Raw genomic sequence first — 16798 nt, forward strand, 5'->3', positions numbered from 1 at the left:
CGGAAGTGCTACAACTGGGTTCGTGACCTTTCTCTGCCACCCGTGCCGGGCACGTCGGTGCGGTCACTGCTAGGCAACCGGTTCAGGAGCGTCGCCGGACAGGTATTCATCCTCCAGGTGGCGATCGTGGTGTTGCTCGCCGCCGGATCGCTGCTGGCGCTCGTCCTCCAGTCGCGCCACGACATCGACCGCGAGGCGCGCAACAGGTCGGTCTCCGTGGCGGAGACCTTCGCGCACTCCATCGGACTCCAGGCGGCCCTGGAGTCCCGGAACCCGTCCGCCCTGCTGCAGCCGCTCGCCGAGGCCACCCGCAAGGCCGCCGGTGTCGACTTCATCGTCGTGATGGACACCAACGGCATCCGCTACAGCCATCCCCAGCCCGACCGCATCGGGAAACGGTTCGTCGGCACGATCGAACCCTCACTGGCCGGGCAGGTCCACACCGAGAGCGTGCAGGGCCCGCTCGGCAAGGAGATCCAGGCGATCGTCCCGGTCACCGCGCCCGACGGTCGGGTCATCGGCCTGGTGTCGGCGGGCCTGACCGTGAAGAACGTCAGCGGGGTCGTCGACCGTCAGCTCCCCGTCATCCTGCTGGCCATCGCCACCGGCCTGGCCCTGGCCACCGTCGGCACCTGGCTGATCAGCCGAAGGCTGCGCCGCCAGACCCACGGGCTCGGCACGCAGGAGATGACGCGGATGTACGAGCACCACGACGCGGTGCTCCACGCCGTCCGCGAAGGGGTGCTCATCACCGACGGCGACGGGCGGCTGCTCCTGGCCAACGACGAGGCCAAACGTCTCCTCGGGCTCCCGGACGACGCCGACGGCCGCCACCTGGGCGAGGTACCGGGCCTGGACCGGCGGATGGCCGACCTGCTGCTGTCCGCCCGGGTCGCCACCGACGAGGTGATCGAGAGCGGCGACCGGCTGCTCGTCGTCAACCAGCGGCTCACCCACCCCGGCGGCCGGCCAGAGGGGACCGCCGTCACCATCCGGGACTCCACCGAGATGCAGATCCTGACCACCCGCGCCGAGACGGCCCGGCGGCGCCTGAAACTGCTGTACGACGCGGGCGGCGACATCGGCACCAGCCTCGACGTCGTCCGGACGGCCGAGGAACTCGCCTCTGTCGCCGTCCCCCGGTTCGCGGACTACGTCACCGTCGACCTGGCCGATCCCGTCCTCGTCGGCGACGAACCCGGCCCCGACGCCGACATGCGGCGCACCGCCGTCAACGGCATCCGCTCCGACCACCCCCTCTACCCGCGCGGCCGGCTGATCGACTTCCTCCCGTCCACCCCCCAGGCGCGCGGCTACGGCACCGGACGGGCGGAGCTCGTCCCCGACCTGGTCGACGCGCCCGGCTGGCACGCCCAGGACCCCCCGCGCGCGCAGGCCATCATCGACTACGGCATCCACTCCCTGATCGCCGCGCCGCTGCGGGCCCGGGGTGTCGTCCTCGGCGTGGTCAACTTCTGGCGCTCGCAGAAACCCGAGCCGTTCGACGAGGACGAGCTGTCCTTCGCCGAGGAACTCGTCGCCCGCGCGGCCGTCAGCATGGACAACGCCCGCCGCTACACCCGGGAACACGCCCTCGCCGAGACCCTCCAGCGCAGCCTGCTGCCCCGCGCCCTGCCCGAACAGAGCGCCGTGGACGTGGCCCACTTCTACCTGCCCGCGCAGTCCGGGGTCGGCGGCGACTGGTTCGACGTGATCCCGTTGCCCGGCAGCCGCGTCGCCCTGGTCGTCGGGGACGTCGTCGGGCACGGCCTGCACGCCGCCGCCACCATGGGACGGCTGCGCACCGCCGTGCACAACTTCTCCTCCCTCGACCTGCCGCCCGACGAGATCCTCGCCCGCCTGGACGACCTCGTCCAACGCATCGACCACGACGGGGACGGCGGCGACGGCAACGGCGGGGTCCTCGGCGCGACCTGCCTGTACGCCGTCTACGACCCGGTGTCGCGGAACTGCACCATGGCCCGCGCCGGGCACCTGCCGCCCCTGCTCGTCGCCCCCGACGGCTCGACGGAGATCGTGGAACTCCCGGCCGGACCACCGCTGGGCCTGGGCGGCATGCCCTTCGAGACCGCGGAGCTCGTGCTGGCCGAGGGCAGCCAGCTCGTCCTCTACACGGACGGACTGGTCGAGGAACGCACCCGGGACATCGCCGAGGGCCTGGAACTGCTGCGCCGGGCGCTCAGCCACCCCGACCGCGACCCGCACGAGAGCTGTCGGGCCGTCCTCGACCTGCTGCTGCCCGACCGGCCCACCGACGACGTGGCCCTGCTCATCGCCCGGACCCGGACCCTCGGCCCGGACCGGGTCGCCCAGTGGGAGGTGCCGTTCGAGCCGAGCGCGGTCGGCGTCCTGCGGAGCGCGGCGGCCCGCAAGCTCGACGAGTGGGGACTCGAAGAACTCTCCTTCGCCACCGAACTGATCCTCAGCGAACTGATCACCAACGCCCTGCGGCACGGCACCGCCCCCGTCCGCGTGCGACTGCTCCACGACCAGACCCTGACCTGCGAGGTCTGGGACGGCAGCAGCACCGCCCCCCACCTGCGGTACGCGGCCACCACCGACGAGGGCGGACGCGGCCTGTTCCTGGTCGCGCAGCTCAGCGAACACTGGGGCACCCGCTACACCCCCGAGGGCAAGGTCATCTGGGCCGAACAGACCCTCCCCGGCACCGCGGGCACCCCCGGCGCCCCGGAACCGGCCCTGGCCGCGTTCCTCGACGTGGACCCGCTCTGACCCCGCCGGCACCGCCGCCGCACCGTCCGTTCCCGGACACGCCACCGAGGGTTCAACGAGAAAATCCTTGATGTCGCACTAGAATGGCAGGTTGTTTGGCGCCGGACCGGAACAACCCGGGCAGACCCGGGCTCCGCCGGCGACCCGGACACATCCGGGGAGCGAAGACGCGAGGGCCGATGGCAGCCACACCTGAGCACGGTGAAATCACTCTGCTCGACGGCGGGAGCGCAGGGGACGACCGCCCCGGCGAGCCCGGCAAGTCCGCCCGCTTCACGGCCGGACCCGCTGCCCCCGTCCGCACCCTCGTCGACGTCTTCGAGGCCTCCGTCCGGGCCCACCCCGACGAGCTCGCGCTGGACGACGGCACCTCCCGGCTCACCTACCGGGCCCTGGCCGCCGACGTCGAGCGCCGCAGGCGCGCCCTGGCCGCGGCCGGCGTCGGACTCGGCGACCGGGTGGGCGTCCGCGTCCCGTCCGGCACCAACGAGCTGTACGCGTCCGTCCTCGCGGTCCTCGCCGCGGGCGCCGCCTACGTCCCCGTCGACGCCGAGGACCCCGACGAACGCGCCGAGCTGGTCTTCGGCGAGGCCGGCGTGCGCGCGGTCCTGGGCGCCGGGCAGCGCATCGACGTCGCCGGGACCGCCGGGGAACGGGCCCCCACCGGCCGCCCGGGCCCCGAGCACGACGCGTGGATCATCTTCACCTCCGGATCCACCGGCAAGCCCAAGGGCGTCGCCGTCAGCCACCGCAGCGCCGCCGCCTTCGTCGACGCCGAGGCCGCGCTGTTCCTCACCGAGGAACCGATCGGGCCCGGCGACCGCGTCATGGCCGGACTGTCCGTCGCCTTCGACGCCTCCTGCGAGGAGATGTGGCTCGCCTGGCGCTACGGCGCCTGCCTGGTGCCCGTACCCCGCGCCCAGGTCCGCAGCGGCGCCGACCTCGGGCCCTGGCTGGTGGAACAGGAGATCACCGTCGTCTCCACCGTGCCGACCCTCGCCGCGCTCTGGGAGTCCGAGAGCCTCAACGAGGTCCGGCTGCTGATCTTCGGCGGCGAGGCCTGCCCGCCCGAGCTGACCCAGCGGCTGGTCACCGAGGGCCGCGAGGTCTGGAACACGTACGGGCCCACCGAGGCCACCGTCGTCGCCTGCGCCTCCCTCCTGACCGGCGAGGAACCCATCCGCATCGGCCTCCCGCTGAACGGCTGGGAACTGGCCGTCATCGACGAATCCGGGGAACCGGTGCCCATGGGCGGCAGCGGCCAGCTCGTGATCGGCGGCGTCGGCCTCGCCCGCTACCTCGACCCGGCCAAGGACGCCGAGAAGTACGCCCCGCTGCGATCCCTCGGATGGGACCGCGCCTACCGCAGCGGCGACCTCGTCCGCGCCGAACCGGAAGGGCTGGTCTTCCTCGGCCGCGGCGACGAGCAGATCAAGCTCGGCGGCCGGCGCATCGAACTCGGCGAGGTGGACGCCGCGCTCCAGGCACTGCCCGGCGTCGCCGGCGCGGCCGCCGCCGTCCGCACCGCGCGCAGCGGCAACCAGCTCCTCGTCGGCTACCTCGTCACCCAGGACGGCTGGGACCACGCCGCGGCCGTCGAACGGCTCCGAGCGGAACTGCCCGCCGCCCTCGTACCGCTCCTCGCGCCCGTCGAGGCGCTGCCGACCCGCACCTCCGGCAAGGTGGACCGCGACGCCCTGCCCTGGCCGCTGCCCGACGCCCAGCCCACCGGACCCACCGAGCAGCTGTACGGCACCGAGGCCTGGCTCGCCGAGCAGTGGACCGAAACCCTCGGCGTGGCCGTCGCGGGCGCCGGCGACGACTTCTTCGCGATCGGCGGCAACAGTCTGGCCGCCGCCCGGCTCACCACCCGGCTGCGCACCCGCTACCCGAGCGCGGCCGTCCTCGACATCTACCAGCAGCCCACCCTGCGCAAGCTGGCCCGCCGCCTGGAGAAGTCCGTACAGGACGACGGGGCCGCCCGGACCGTCGCACCCGTCGGGCTCCGCACCCAGGTCGTCCAGAGCCTGCTGCTCCTGCCGCTGTTCACGCTGGTCGGGCTGCGCTGGACCGTGGCGCTGCTGGCCCTCGGCAACGTCCTGCACCGGTTCGGCGCCTACCCGTGGGCGCCGACGGCCTCGTGGTGGCTCGTCGGCGCGGGCGCCCTCCTCCTGTTCAGCCCGCCGGGCCGGCTCGCCATCGCCGCGGGCGGAGCCCGGCTGCTGCTGCGCGGGGTCAGGCCCGGACGGTACCCGCGCGGCGGCAGCGTGCACCTGAGGCTGTGGACGGCCGAGCGGCTCGCCGAATGCGCGGGCGCGACCTCGCTCAGCGGATCCTGGCTGGAGCGCTACGCACGGGCCCTCGGCGCCAAGATCGGCCCCGAGGTCGACCTGCACTCCCTGCCCCCGGTCACCGGCATGCTCAAACTCGGCCGCGGCTGCGCCGTCGAGTCCGAGGTGGACCTCTCCGGGCACTGGCTCGACGGGGACCGGCTGGAGATCGGCCCCGTGAAGGTCGGGGCCGGAGCGGTCGTCGGCACGCGCAGCCTGCTCTTCCCCGGCGCCCGCGTCGGCAAGCGGGCCGAGGTGGCCCCCGGCTCCGCCGTCGTCGGACAGGTTCCGACCGGTCAGCGCTGGGCCGGGGCACCCGCCCACAAGCTCGGCAAGGCCAAGCGCAACTGGCCCGGCCACCGCCCGCCGCGGACCCTGCGCTGGCGCGCCATGTACGGGGCCAGTGGCGTGTGCCTGACCGTCCTGCCCGTACTGGCGGCCCTCCCGGCCCTGCTCGTCGTCAGCCGGTTCGTGCCGGCCGGCGCCGGGCTCGGACAGGCGCTGCGGGCGGCGCTGCTCGCCGTGGTGCCGGGGGCGCTCGCCTTCGGGCTGGCGTACGCGCTGTTGCTGCTGGTCTCCGTGCGCCTGCTCAGCCTCGGCCTGCGCACCGGCAACCATCCGACGCACAGCCGGATCGGCTGGCAGGCCTGGACCGTCACCCAGCTGATGGACCTGTCCCGGGAAACCCTCTTCCCGCTGTACGCCGGATTGATCACCCCGGTGTGGCTGCGGCTGCTCGGCATGAAGATCGGCCGGGGCGCCGAGGTGTCCACCGTGCTCGCCCTGCCCAGCCTGACCACCGTCGGCGAGGGCGCGTTCCTCGCCGACGACACGCTGACCGCCCCCTACGAGCTGGGCGGCGGCTGGATGCGGATCGGCCCCTCCGAGATCGGCCGCCGGGCGTTCCTCGGCAACTCCGGGATGACCGCGCCCGGCCGCACGGTCCCGGACGACGGTCTCGTCGGCGTCCTGTCCGCCACCCCGAAGAAGGCCAAGAAGGGCAGCTCCTACCTCGGCCTGCCCCCGGTCAAGCTGCCGCGGTCCGCCGCGGCGGCCGACCGGAGCCGGACCTACGACCCGCCCGCCCGCCTGCTGTGGGCGCGCGGCCTGGTCGAGCTGTGCCGCCTCGTCCCCGTGTTCTGCTCGGCCGCCCTGGCCGTCCTGACCGCGGCCGGGCTGTGCGCGCTGATGACCGCGAGCGGGTCGGGGGCCTGGGCGGCCGCGCTGCTGTCCGGAGTCGTCCTGCTCCTCGCGGGCGCGGCCGCCTGCCTCGTCTCCGTGGCCGCCAAGTGGCTGCTCGTGGGCCGGCACCGGACGGGGGAGCACCCGCTGTGGAGCGGCTTCGTGTGGCGCAACGAACTGGCCGACACCTTCGTCGAGGTCCTGGCCGTGCCCTGGCTGGCCGGATCCGTACCCGGCACGCCCCTGATGACCCTGTGGCTGCGCGGCCTCGGGGCGCGGATCGGACGGGGCGTGTGGTGCGAGAGCTACTGGCTGCCCGAGACCGACCTGGTAACCCTGGGTGACGCGGTCGGCGTGAACCGGGGCTGTGTGTTGCAGACCCACCTCTTCCACGACCGGATCTTGAGGACGGATACTGTGGTCCTCCGCGAGGGCGCCACCCTGGGCCCGGGCGGAATCGTCCTGCCCGGGAGCACGGTCGGAGCCCGTAGCACCCTGGGACCCGCCTCCCTCGTGATGGCCGGGGAATCCGTCCCCGCCGACACCCGCTGGCTGGGCAATCCGATCGAGGCGTGGCGGTCCTGAGTCCGTACGGCGGCCCGTGCGCCGGCCGGGCCCGGCGGGCTCCGGCACGGCACACGAGCACGTCGTACGAGCACGTCGCACGAGCACAGCGCAGGGAGCGGAAGCGTCAGTGAACGGCCAGAGGACAGCGGCAACCGACCCGTACTTTCCGGCCAACGGCGATCCCCGTTACCGCGTGCACCGGTACGAACTCGCTCTGGAATACCGGCCCGGTCCCAACCGACTGGCAGGCACCGCCAGGATCAGCGCGATCGCCGGGCGGGCGCCGCTCACCGAGTTCGCCCTGGACCTCGCCGACTTCAAGGTCGGCCGGATCCAGGTGAACGGCCGGGCCCCGCACTGGACCCACCGCAACGGCAAGCTACGCCTGCGGCCCGCCAAGCCGCTGCCCGCCGGCTCCGCCTTCACCGTGGAGGTGCAGTGGGCGGGCAACCCCAAGCCCGTGCGCAGCCCCTGGGGCGGCCTCGGCTGGGAGGAACTGACGGACGGGGCGCTGGTGGCCAGCCAGCCCGTCGGGGCTCCGTCCTGGTACCCGTGCAACGACCGGCCGGCGGACAAGGCCTCGTACCACCTGTCCGTCAACACGCCCTCCGCCTACACGGTCGTGGCCGGCGGCCGGCTGCTGACCCGTACGACCAGGGCCAGCACCACCACCTGGGTGTACGAGCAGTCCGCCCCCACCTCCAGCTACCTCGTCGGCCTGTCCATCGGCCTCTACCAGACGGTGCTCCTCGGCGACCCCGGCCTCGACGGCGTCCCGCAGAGCGCGTACGTCCCGGCGCACCTGCTGGCCCGGTTCTCCCGGGACTTCGCCCGCCAGCCCGCGATGATGCGGCTCTTCGAGGAACTGTTCGGGCCCTACCCGTTCGGCGAGTACGCGGTGGTCGTCGCCGACGAGGAACTGGACGTTCCGGTCGAGGCGCAGGGGCTGTCCCTGTTCGGCGCCAACCACGTGGACGGCGTGCGCGGTTCGGAGCGGCTCATCGCCCACGAACTCGCCCACCAGTGGTTCGGGAACAGCGTGACCATCGCCGACTGGCGGCACATCTGGTTGAACGAGGGCCTCGCCAAGTACGCGGAATGGCTGTGGTCGGAACGCTCCGGCGGTCACACCGCCCACGAACGCGCGGCCGTCGCCCACCGGGTCCTCGCCGGGCGGGCCCAGGACCTCAAGCTCGCCGACCCCGGTCGCAAGCTGATGTTCGACGACCGGCTCTACGAGCGCGGCGGACTCACCGTCCACGCGGTCCGCTGCGCCCTCGGCGACACCGCCTTCTTCCGCATGCTTCGCGACTGGACGGCCGCCCACCGCCACGGCGTGGTGACCACCGCGGCGTTCGCCGCCCACGTCGCCCGCTACGCGGACGGGCCCGTCGACGACCTGTTCGCGGCCTGGCTGTACGCGCCGGCGCTCCCGCCGCTGCCCGCCCCGCCGATACCGGCCAGACCCAGCCACCTGCCGACGAACGCGAGCCTCCCGCCCGCCCCCGGGGTCTGACGGAACCCTCCACCTGGAACCCTCGGTGGTGGCCGTGGTCGGCCCCACGGCCGCCATGGGTGTCACCACGGATGGACAACGGCCCCGCACCCGGTCAGGCTGGGCCGCAGGTCAGGCCCCGCAGCAGGTCACGGCGGGTGTGGTGCGGCGCGGACGGCGACGGCCGGGGTAGCGTCGAGGGGTCCGGCAGGCGGAACGAGGGGAGAGCGCGGTCGTGTCCTTGTACTGGCGCATCTTCGTCCTCAACGCGGCCGTCTTCGCGGTGGCCGTCCTGCTCCTCCTCGGCCCGGTCACCGTCTCCACCCCCGTCCTGCTGGGCGAGGCGATCGTCCTCGGTCTCGGGCTCGCCGCCATGCTCGTCGCCAACGCCGTCCTCCTGCGCGTCGCCCTCGCCCCGCTGGCCCGGCTCGCCCGCGCCATGGCCTCCGTCGACCTGCTGCGCCCCGGCAGCCGCGCCCCGGTCGAGGGGCCGGGGGAGATGGCCGAACTCACCACCTCGTTCAACGCCATGCTGGCCCGCCTCGAAGCGGAACGCGCCACCAGCAGCGCCCGCGCGCTCTCCGCCCAGGAGGCCGAACGGCGCCGCATCGCCCAGGAACTCCACGACGAGGTCGGCCAGACCCTCACCGCGGTCCTCCTCCAGCTCAAGCACACCGCCGACCGGGCCCCCGGCCCGCTGCGCGAGGACCTCCACCAGGTCCAGGAGACCACCCGTGCGAGCCTCGACGAGATCCGGCGCATCGCCCGCCGGCTACGGCCCGGGGTCCTTGAGGAACTCGGCCTGCACAGCGCCCTGCGGGCCCTCGCCGCCGAGTTCACCACTCCCTCGCTGATCGTGCGGCACCACATCGCGCCCGGCCTGCCGACCCTGGACGAGGCCTGCGAACTGGTCGTCTACCGGGTCGCGCAGGAGGCCCTCACCAACGCGGCCCGCCACGCGCGGGCGACCGAGGTGGAGGTACGGCTGTCCCACCGACCGGCCGGAGCCGTCCGGCTCCTGGTCCGCGACAACGGCGCGGGCCTCCGGATGGCCGCCGAGGGCGCCGGCATCCAGGGCATGCGGGAACGGGCCCTGCTCATCGGGGCCGGTCTCGCGCTCGACCCGGCGCCGCACGGCGGCACCGACGTACGGCTGGACGTACCCGCGGGCAGCGGGACCGAGGAGACCCACCGATGACCGCACCGCGACCGGCCCCGACCCGGGTCCTGCTGGCCGACGACCACGCCCTCGTCCGGCGCGGCGTCCGCCTCATCCTCGACTCCGAACCCGATCTCACGGTGGTCGCCGAGGCAGGGGACGGCGCCGAGGCCGTCGCCCTGGCCCGCTCGCAGGACGTGGACCTCGCCGTCCTGGACGTCGCCATGCCGCGGATGACCGGGCTCCAGGCCGCCCGCGAGCTCTCCCGACTCCGGCCGGGGCTGCGCATCCTCATCCTGACCATGTACGACAACGAGCAGTACTTCTTCGAGGCCCTCAAGGCCGGGGCGGCCGGCTACGTCCCGAAGTCCGTCGCCGACCGGGACCTCGTCGAGGCCTGCCGGGCCGCCATCCGGGACGAGCCGTTCATCTACCCCGGCGCCGAGACCACCTTGATCCGCAACTACCTGGACCGGGCCCGTCAGGGGCACCCGCTGCCCGCCCGGGCGATCACCGAGCGGGAGGAGGAGATCCTCAAGCTGGTCGCCGAGGGGCACTCCTCGAAGGAGATCGGCGACCTGCTCGTCATCAGCGCCAAGACGGTGGAACGCCACCGGGCGAACCTGCTCCAGAAGCTCGGCATGCGCGACCGCCTGGAACTCACCCGCTACGCGATCCGCGTCGGCCTGATCGAACCCTGAGCCTCGGGGGCCGATCAGGATCCGATCAGGGTCCGATCAGGGCCCGGGTCAGGCGGCCTCGCCGACGAGTTCCTCCAGCACGTCCTCCATCGTGACGAAGCCGATGACCGCCCCGTCGTCGTCGGTGACGGCGGCCAGGTGGGTGCCGGCGGCGCGCATGGCGTTCATCGTGTCGTCCAGCGGGGTGCCGCTGCCGACCCGGGTGACGGTGTGCAGCGCCGATCGCGGGAACGGGGCGGTCCGGTCGGCGACGCCCAGGGCGTCCTTGATGTGCAGGAAGCCCATGATCTCGCCCTCCGGGCCGGCGACGACCAGCCGGGAGAAGCCGTGGTCCGCCGCGGTGCGTTCCAGGCCGCGCGGGGTCGTCCCGAAGGGGACGCTGACGAACTCGGCGCGCGGGATCGTGATCTCGCCGACGGGTCGCTTGCCGAGTTCGAGGGCGTCCCGGAGCCGCTCGCCGTCCTCGGGGCCGAGGAGCCCGGCGGCGCTGGAGTCCTTGACCAGGCGGGCGAGCTCCTCGTCCGTGAAGACCGCGCCCACCTCGTCCTTCGGCTCGACCTTCAGCAGCCGCAGCAGCGTGTTCGCGAAGGCGTTGATGCCGAACACGAACGGGCGCAGCGCCTGGGTGAGGGCCACCAGCGGCGGCGCCAGCAGCAGGGCGGTCGGCGCGGGCGCGGCGAGCGCGATGTTCTTCGGGACCATCTCGCCGATCAGCATGTGCAGGTAGGTCGCCGCGGCCAGCGCGATGACGAACGCGATCGGGTGGACGAGCGCGTCGGGGACCCCGACGGCCGCGAAGGGCGGTTCGAGGAGGTGCGCGATGGCCGGTTCGGCGACCGCTCCGAGGACCAGGGAGGACACGGTGATGCCGAGCTGGGCGGTGGCCATCATCGCGGAGAGGTGCTCCAGCGCCCACAGCGTGGTGCGGGCGCGCCTGCTGCCCTTGAGGGCGGCCGGTTCGATCTGGCTGCGGCGCACCGAGATCAGGGCGAACTCGGCACCGACGAAGAAGGCGTTGGTGAGCAGCGTCAGCGCGCCGATCAGCAGCTGGACCGCGGTCATCGGTTCTCCTCCCCGGAGTCGGCTTCCTCATCGGATGCGGCGGGCGCGGTGACCGTGACCCGGTCGGCGCGGTGGTGGTCTATGTCGAGGACGGTGAGTTCCCAGCCGTCGACGGTGACGGTGTCGCCCTCTACGGGGATCCGGGTCAGGCGGGTGGCGACGAGTCCGGCCAGCGTCTCGTACGGGCCTTCGGGGACGGCGAAGCCGATCTCCTCCAGTTCGTCGACGCGGACGCTGCCGTCGGCCTCCCACACCTTGCGGCCCGCGTGCTCGGGGCCCTCGATGAGGTCGGGGACCTCGACGGGGTCGTGCTCGTCGCGGACCTCGCCCACGACCTCCTCGACGATGTCCTCGACCGTGACGACGCCGGCGGTGCCGCCGTACTCGTCGATCACCACGGCCATGGTGCGGGCCTTGCGCAGGCGTCCGAGCAGGGTGTCCACGGGCAGGGAGTGCGGTACGAGGAGCGCCGAGGTCATCAGGTCCGACACCGGGGTCAGCGGCCGCTTGTCCTCGTCCAGGTCGAGGACGTCGCGGATGTGGACGGTGCCGACGACCTCGTCCAGGGAGTCGCGGTAGACGGGGAAGCGGGACAGGCCGGTGGCGAGCGTCAGGTTCGCGGCGTCGGCCGCCGTGGCATGGAGCTCCAGCGCCTGGACGTCGATGCGCGGGGTCATGACGTTCTCGGAGGTCAGCTCGGCCAGGTGCAGGGTGCGCACGAACAGCTCGGCCGAGTCCGCCTCGATCGCGCCCTCGCGGGCGGAGTGCCGGGCGAGCGCCACCAGCTCCTCCGGCGTCCGCGCGGAGGCCAGTTCCTCGGCCGGCTCCAGCCCGAAGCGGCGTACGAGCCGGTTCGCGGTGTTGTTCAGGTGGCGGATCAGCGGTGCGAAGGCGGCGGTGAAGCCGCGCTGCGGGCCCGCGACGACCTTGGCCACGGCCAGCGGCCGGGAGATCGCCCAGTTCTTCGGGACCAGCTCGCCGATCACCATCAGGACGACGGTCGACAGGGCGACGCCCAGCAGGGTCGCGGTGGTCGGGACGGCGCCGGCGGGCACGCCGACGGCCTCCAGCGGGCCGCGCAGCATGGCGGACACGGACGGCTCGGCGAGCATGCCGATGACCAGCGAGGTCACCGTGATGCCCAGCTGGGCGCCGGAGAGCTGGAAGGTGAGCCGCTTGGCGGCCTTCAGGGCGCTCTCGGCGCCGCGCTCACCCGCCGCGACGGCGCGTTCGAGCTCGCTGCGTTCGACGGTGGTGAGGGAGAATTCGGCGGCTACGAACACCGCGCACGCCAGGGTCAGTGCCAGGGCGAGGAGGAGCAGCAGGACTTCGGTCACCGTGCCACCCCCGCTTCCCGACTCTGCTGCTGCGGGCTGGGCGTGGCACGGCTTGGACTGGGAGGTTCACCCATTGCGGGTCCTGCGCTCCATTCGCTACTCGACGGGCCTCGATCGGCCCGGACGGTTGTGGTAACGGACAGTATCCGCGAACCGATGGTAAAGGGCAAGTAAATTGCCCCGCCCCGCGGTCGGCGGGCGGTGCCCCGCCCCGGGCGCGGCGACGGACGCACCCGGGGCTCCGGAGGGGGCCGGGCCTACGACGGGCCCTGGGCCAGGGCCTTGCGCAGGGTGTCGACGGCGAGGCCGATGGCGAGCTCGGCGCCCCGGGTGCCGCGGAGCGCGTTCAGCATGACGAAGTCGTGGATGACCCCCTGGACGCGCAGCGCGGTGACCGGGACGCCCGCGGCGCGGAGCCGGGCGGCGTAGGCCTCGCCCTCGTCGCGCAGGACGTCGGCCTCGGCGGTGATCACCAGGGCGGGCGGCAGGCCGGTCAGCTCGTCGGCGCCGGCGCGCAGCGGGGAGGCGGTGCTCAGGGCGCGTTCCGCCGGGTCGGTCGTGTACTGGTCCCAGAACCAGCGCATGGCATCGCGGCGCAGGAAGTAGCCCTCGGCGAAGAGGTGGTAGGACTCGGTGTCGAAGGCGGCGTCCGTCACCGGGTAGAAGAGGACCTGGTGGGCGATGCGGACGTCGCCGCGCTCCTTGGCCATCAGGGTGAGGGCGGCGCTCATGTTGCCGCCGACGGAGTCGCCGGCGACGGCGACGCGGGTTCCGTCGAGGCCCTTGGCGCCCCCTTCGGCGACCACCCACCGGGCGACGGCGTAGTTCTGCTCGATGGCCACGGGGTAGCGGGCCTCGGGGGAGAGGTCGTACTCGGGGAAGACGACGGCCGCCCCGGTGCCGACGGCCAGTTCGCGGACGAGCCGGTCGTGGGTGTGGGCGTTGCCGAAGACCCAGCCGGCGCCGTGGATGTAGAGGACGACGGGGAGGGGCCCCGTCGCCGAGCGCGGGCGGACGATCCTGGCCCGGACCTCGCCGGTGGGTCCGCCCCGGACGGTGACCCATTCCTCGTCGACGTCGGGCAGGGTGACGCCCTCGCCGCTCTGGACGTCGTCGACGGCCGCGCGGCCCTCCGGGACGGGGATCCGGTACAGGAACGGCGGCTTGGCGGTGGCGTCGGCGAAGGCCTGGGCGGCGGCTTCGAGCACGGGCTGGTTCGGCTGGTCGGGCCGGTTCGACACGGGTCTCCTCGGGGGGAGGCGGGGTGCGGGCACCGGCGTGCGCGGGCGCCCGTCGGGCAGGGTCCAGGATCACACCGCGACGACTCCCGACAGGGCTTGGACGCGGTGGGTGCGGCGCGTCGGCCCGCGCGTGACACCCCGTGGGACGCCGCCGCACGTCCCCCACATGACGCCGCCGCCGTACGGAACGGTGTGTTCCGTACGGCGGCGGCGACGGCCGGTCTGCCCGGGGCCATGGGCGGGCGACCGACACGACAAAGGGCCGACGGAGCGGGTCCGCCGGCTTCGGGAGGGCCGTCAGGGACGGCTGGTGAGGTACCCGCCCATGGAGGTGAAGTACTCGGTGGCGGGCAGTTCCCGGCCGTCCTCGGTGCGTACGCGGGTGATGGCCAGGCCGTGGTTGCGGCCGGTGCGGGCGTCGGCACCGGCGACGATCGCCACGCCCTCGCCCTCGCGGTAGAAGACGCGGCCGGGGGTGCCGCCGTAGAGGCCCTCGGAGACGACCGCGGAGACGATCTCCAGGCGCTTGCCCTTGTGGAAGGTGAAGGCGCTCGGGTAGGGGGCCGACTGGGCGCGGACGAGGCGCTCCAGGACCTCGGCCGGCCAACTCCAGTCGATCCGGATGTCCTCCTCGGCGCGCTTGTGGAAGAAGCTCGCCTGCGACCGGTCCTGCTTCGTGAACTCGGTCTCGCCGGCGGCGATGCGGTCCAGCGCGCCGACGGTGACCGGGGCGATGAGGTCGACGGTCTTGTGGAACAGGTCGGTGGCCGTGTCGGTGGGGCCGACGGCGACGGACTGCTGGAGCACGATGTCCCCGGCGTCCAGGACCTCGTCCATCATGTGCGCGGTGACGCCCACTTCGGTCTCGCCGTTGATGAGCGCCCAGATCAGGGGGGAGAAGCCGGCGTACTTCGGCAGCAGCGAGTCGTGCACGTTGAGCGTGCCGTGCCGGGGGAGGTCGTAGATGCGCGACGGTATGTACGTGCGCCAGTTGTTGGCGACGATGATGTCGGCGTCGGCCTCCTTGAGCCGCGCGAACAGCTCTTCGTCGTCGGGGCGGTTGCGGATGACCACGGGGACGCCGTGCTCCTCGGCCAGGTCCGCGACCGAGTCGCTCCAGATCTTCTCGTAGGCGTGCTCGCTCTTGGGGTGGGTGACGACCATCACCACATCGTGCTCGGAGTCCAGGAGCGCTTGAAGGGTGCGATGGCCCCAGGTCTGATAACCGAACATGACGACCCGCATGGAGGTTCCTCCTCTGAAGAGCGATAGATCTCAAAGAAGTAAAGCAAGCCTTACCTAAGGATGCAACGTGCCTGATTTTAGGCGTCGTTTGGGGCTGCAATCCGCTATTTGTCCGGTTTGTCTGGTCGACAGGGTGGCGAGATCAGGTTAGCTTTACCTAAGTTCGCTCGGCCGTCGCTCGTCGGCGTGCCCTGCTCCACATTCTTCATCGACGCCTCACGGGCGGCTGTCCCGCACGATCGGAGTGACATGTCACAGGCTCTTCCTGCTGACGCACCGGTGATCCACGACCTCATAGGCATCGGCTTCGGCCCGTCCAATGTGGCCATGGCGATTGCTCTCACCGAGCACAACGCACGCGTCGGGCGGCAGGAGGCGGTCACTGCTCACTTCTTCGAGCAGCAGCCGCGTTTCGGCTGGCACCGGGGAATGCTGTTCGAGGACGCGACCATGCAGGTCTCCTTCCTCAAGGACCTGGTGACGCTCCGGAACCCGTCGAGCGAATACAGCTTCCTCTGCTACCTGCAGAGCCGGGGCCGCCTGATCGACTTCGTCAACCACAAGAACCTCTTCCCGCTGCGGGTCGAGTTCCACGACTACTTCGAGTGGGCGGCGGAGAAGGTCGACGACATGGTGTCCTACGGGCACGAAGTGGTCGCCGTGCAGCCGGTCGTGCGTGACGGCGTCATCGAGTACGTCGACGTGACGGCCCGTTCGGGGGACGAGCTCGTCACCCACCGCGCCCGCAACCTCGTCATCGGCACCGGCCTGCGCCCGTACATGCCGGAGGGCGTCGACCGTACCGACCGCGTCTGGCACAACTCGGACCTGCTGCGCCGCGTCGACGAACTGGACGGCACCGACCCGACCCGGTTCGTCGTGGTCGGCGCCGGTCAGAGCGCCGCCGAGAACGTGGCCTTCCTGCACCGCCGGTTCCCCGAGGCCGAGGTCTGCGCGGTGTTCGCCCGCTACGGCTACAGCCCCGCCGACGACAGCAAGTTCGCCAACCGCATCTTCGACCCCGCCGCCGTGGACGAGTACTTCACCGCCCCGGGCGAGATCAAGAACAAGCTGATGGACTACCACGGCAACACGAACTACTCCGTGGTGGACATCGACCTGATCGACGACCTGTACCGCCAGTCGTACCAGGAGAAGGTGCTGGGCGAGGAGCGCCTGCGCTTCCTCAACGTGTCCCGCCTCTCGGACGTCGTCGAGACCGAGGACAAGGTGCTCACCACCGTCGAGTCGCTCGTCTCCGGCGAGAAGACCCCGCTGGAGGCCGACGTCGTGGTCTACGCGACGGGCTACCGCCCCGCCGACGCCCTGGGGCTCCTCGGCGACGTCGAGGGCTACTGCCACCGCGACGACGAGGGCCGCGTCAGCGTCGAGCGCGACTACCGCATCACGACGGACCCCGCGCTCCGCTGCGGCATCTACCTGCAGGGCGGTACCGAGCACACGCACGGCATCACCTCGTCCCTGCTGTCGAACACCGCGATCCGGGTCGGCGAGATCCTGGACTCGGTGATCGAGCGCACCCCGAAGGCCGCCGTCGGTGAGGCCGAGCGCGTCGTCGACGGGGTCGGTACGTCCCGCTAGGGATCCCGACCGACCCTCCCCACCACTCCCCTCCCGCCTGGCCACGCCGTCCGGCCGGGCGGGCGAGGCATGCATCGTGCAAACCCCGTGAAAGGAAAACCCGTGTCCGTTGGGACCAGCCCC

General features: G+C 72.6%; 10 protein-coding genes. 6 read left to right on the plus strand and 4 right to left on the minus strand.

The window, feature by feature from the left end; all coding sequences use genetic code 11:
* Positions 1-108 precede the first annotated feature (108 nt).
* The 5 genes from ACFVS6_RS33330 (at position 109) to ACFVS6_RS33350 (ending at position 10188) form a co-directional block, all read left to right on the plus strand.
* Positions 109-2754: a SpoIIE family protein phosphatase gene (locus ACFVS6_RS33330; RefSeq protein ID WP_389709879.1), complete on the plus strand. Its 2646-nt coding sequence runs from the start codon at positions 109-111 to the stop codon at positions 2752-2754.
* 179 nt (positions 2755-2933) lie between these two features.
* Complete coding sequence (locus ACFVS6_RS33335; RefSeq protein WP_389709857.1) at positions 2934-6851, plus strand: Pls/PosA family non-ribosomal peptide synthetase; 3918 nt, start codon at positions 2934-2936, stop codon at positions 6849-6851.
* A gap of 109 nt (positions 6852-6960) precedes the next feature.
* The gene (locus ACFVS6_RS33340; RefSeq protein WP_389709859.1) at positions 6961-8349 is read left to right on the plus strand and encodes a M1 family metallopeptidase; all 1389 of its coding nucleotides are present in this window, start codon (positions 6961-6963) and stop codon (positions 8347-8349) included.
* Positions 8350-8563: 214 nt separating this feature from the next.
* Positions 8564-9526, plus strand: coding sequence for a HAMP domain-containing sensor histidine kinase (locus ACFVS6_RS33345; RefSeq protein ID WP_389709861.1), 963 nt, complete (start codon positions 8564-8566; stop codon positions 9524-9526).
* Positions 9523-10188, plus strand: coding sequence for a response regulator (locus tag ACFVS6_RS33350; RefSeq protein WP_389709863.1), 666 nt, complete (start codon positions 9523-9525; stop codon positions 10186-10188). Before ACFVS6_RS33345 ends, ACFVS6_RS33350 begins: the two co-directional genes overlap by 4 nt.
* A gap of 48 nt (positions 10189-10236) precedes the next feature.
* On the opposite strand, the gene ACFVS6_RS33355 is transcribed toward ACFVS6_RS33350, so the two are convergent.
* The 4 genes from ACFVS6_RS33355 to ACFVS6_RS33370 all read right to left on the minus strand — a co-directional run bounded on the left by ACFVS6_RS33355 (position 10237) and on the right by ACFVS6_RS33370 (position 15073).
* Complete coding sequence (locus tag ACFVS6_RS33355) at positions 10237-11250, minus strand: hemolysin family protein (RefSeq protein ID WP_389709865.1); 1014 nt, start codon at positions 11248-11250, stop codon at positions 10237-10239.
* On the minus strand, positions 11247-12587 hold the full coding sequence (locus tag ACFVS6_RS33360; RefSeq protein WP_389709867.1) for a hemolysin family protein: 1341 nt from the start codon (positions 12585-12587) through the stop codon (positions 11247-11249). Before ACFVS6_RS33360 ends, ACFVS6_RS33355 begins: the two co-directional genes overlap by 4 nt.
* Before the next feature lie 257 nt (positions 12588-12844).
* Positions 12845-13828 (minus strand): alpha/beta hydrolase, encoded by a 984-nt coding sequence (locus ACFVS6_RS33365; RefSeq protein ID WP_389709869.1) that lies wholly within the window; start codon positions 13826-13828, stop codon positions 12845-12847.
* Between the two features lie 297 nt (positions 13829-14125).
* Positions 14126-15073 carry a methionyl-tRNA formyltransferase gene (locus tag ACFVS6_RS33370; RefSeq protein WP_281205488.1) on the minus strand — a complete coding sequence of 316 codons (948 nt, stop codon included), beginning with the start codon at positions 15071-15073 and terminating at the stop codon, positions 14126-14128.
* Between the two features lie 249 nt (positions 15074-15322).
* On the opposite strand from ACFVS6_RS33370, the gene ACFVS6_RS33375 reads away from it, so the two are divergent.
* Positions 15323-16675, plus strand: coding sequence for a lysine N(6)-hydroxylase/L-ornithine N(5)-oxygenase family protein (locus ACFVS6_RS33375; RefSeq protein WP_389709872.1), 1353 nt, complete (start codon positions 15323-15325; stop codon positions 16673-16675).
* Positions 16676-16798 lie beyond the last annotated feature (123 nt).

It is taken from the genome of Streptomyces sp. NPDC057939 (assembly GCF_042887545.1).
Taxonomy (GTDB): domain Bacteria; phylum Actinomycetota; class Actinomycetes; order Streptomycetales; family Streptomycetaceae; genus Streptomyces.

What these genes read in the sequence shown, in the direction of transcription:
- ACFVS6_RS33335 (WP_389709857.1), top strand. Translation starts at nt 2,934, where the DNA reads ATGGCAGCCACACCTGAGCACGGTGAAATCACTCTGCTCGACGGCGGG.
- ACFVS6_RS33350 (WP_389709863.1), top strand. Translation starts at nt 9,523, where the DNA reads ATGACCGCACCGCGACCGGCCCCGACCCGGGTCCTGCTGGCCGACGAC.
- ACFVS6_RS33355 (WP_389709865.1), bottom strand. Translation starts at nt 11,250, where the DNA reads ATGACCGCGGTCCAGCTGCTGATCGGCGCGCTGACGCTGCTCACCAAC.
- ACFVS6_RS33370 (WP_281205488.1), bottom strand. Translation starts at nt 15,073, where the DNA reads ATGCGGGTCGTCATGTTCGGTTATCAGACCTGGGGCCATCGCACCCTT.
- ACFVS6_RS33375 (WP_389709872.1), top strand. Translation starts at nt 15,323, where the DNA reads ATGTCACAGGCTCTTCCTGCTGACGCACCGGTGATCCACGACCTCATA.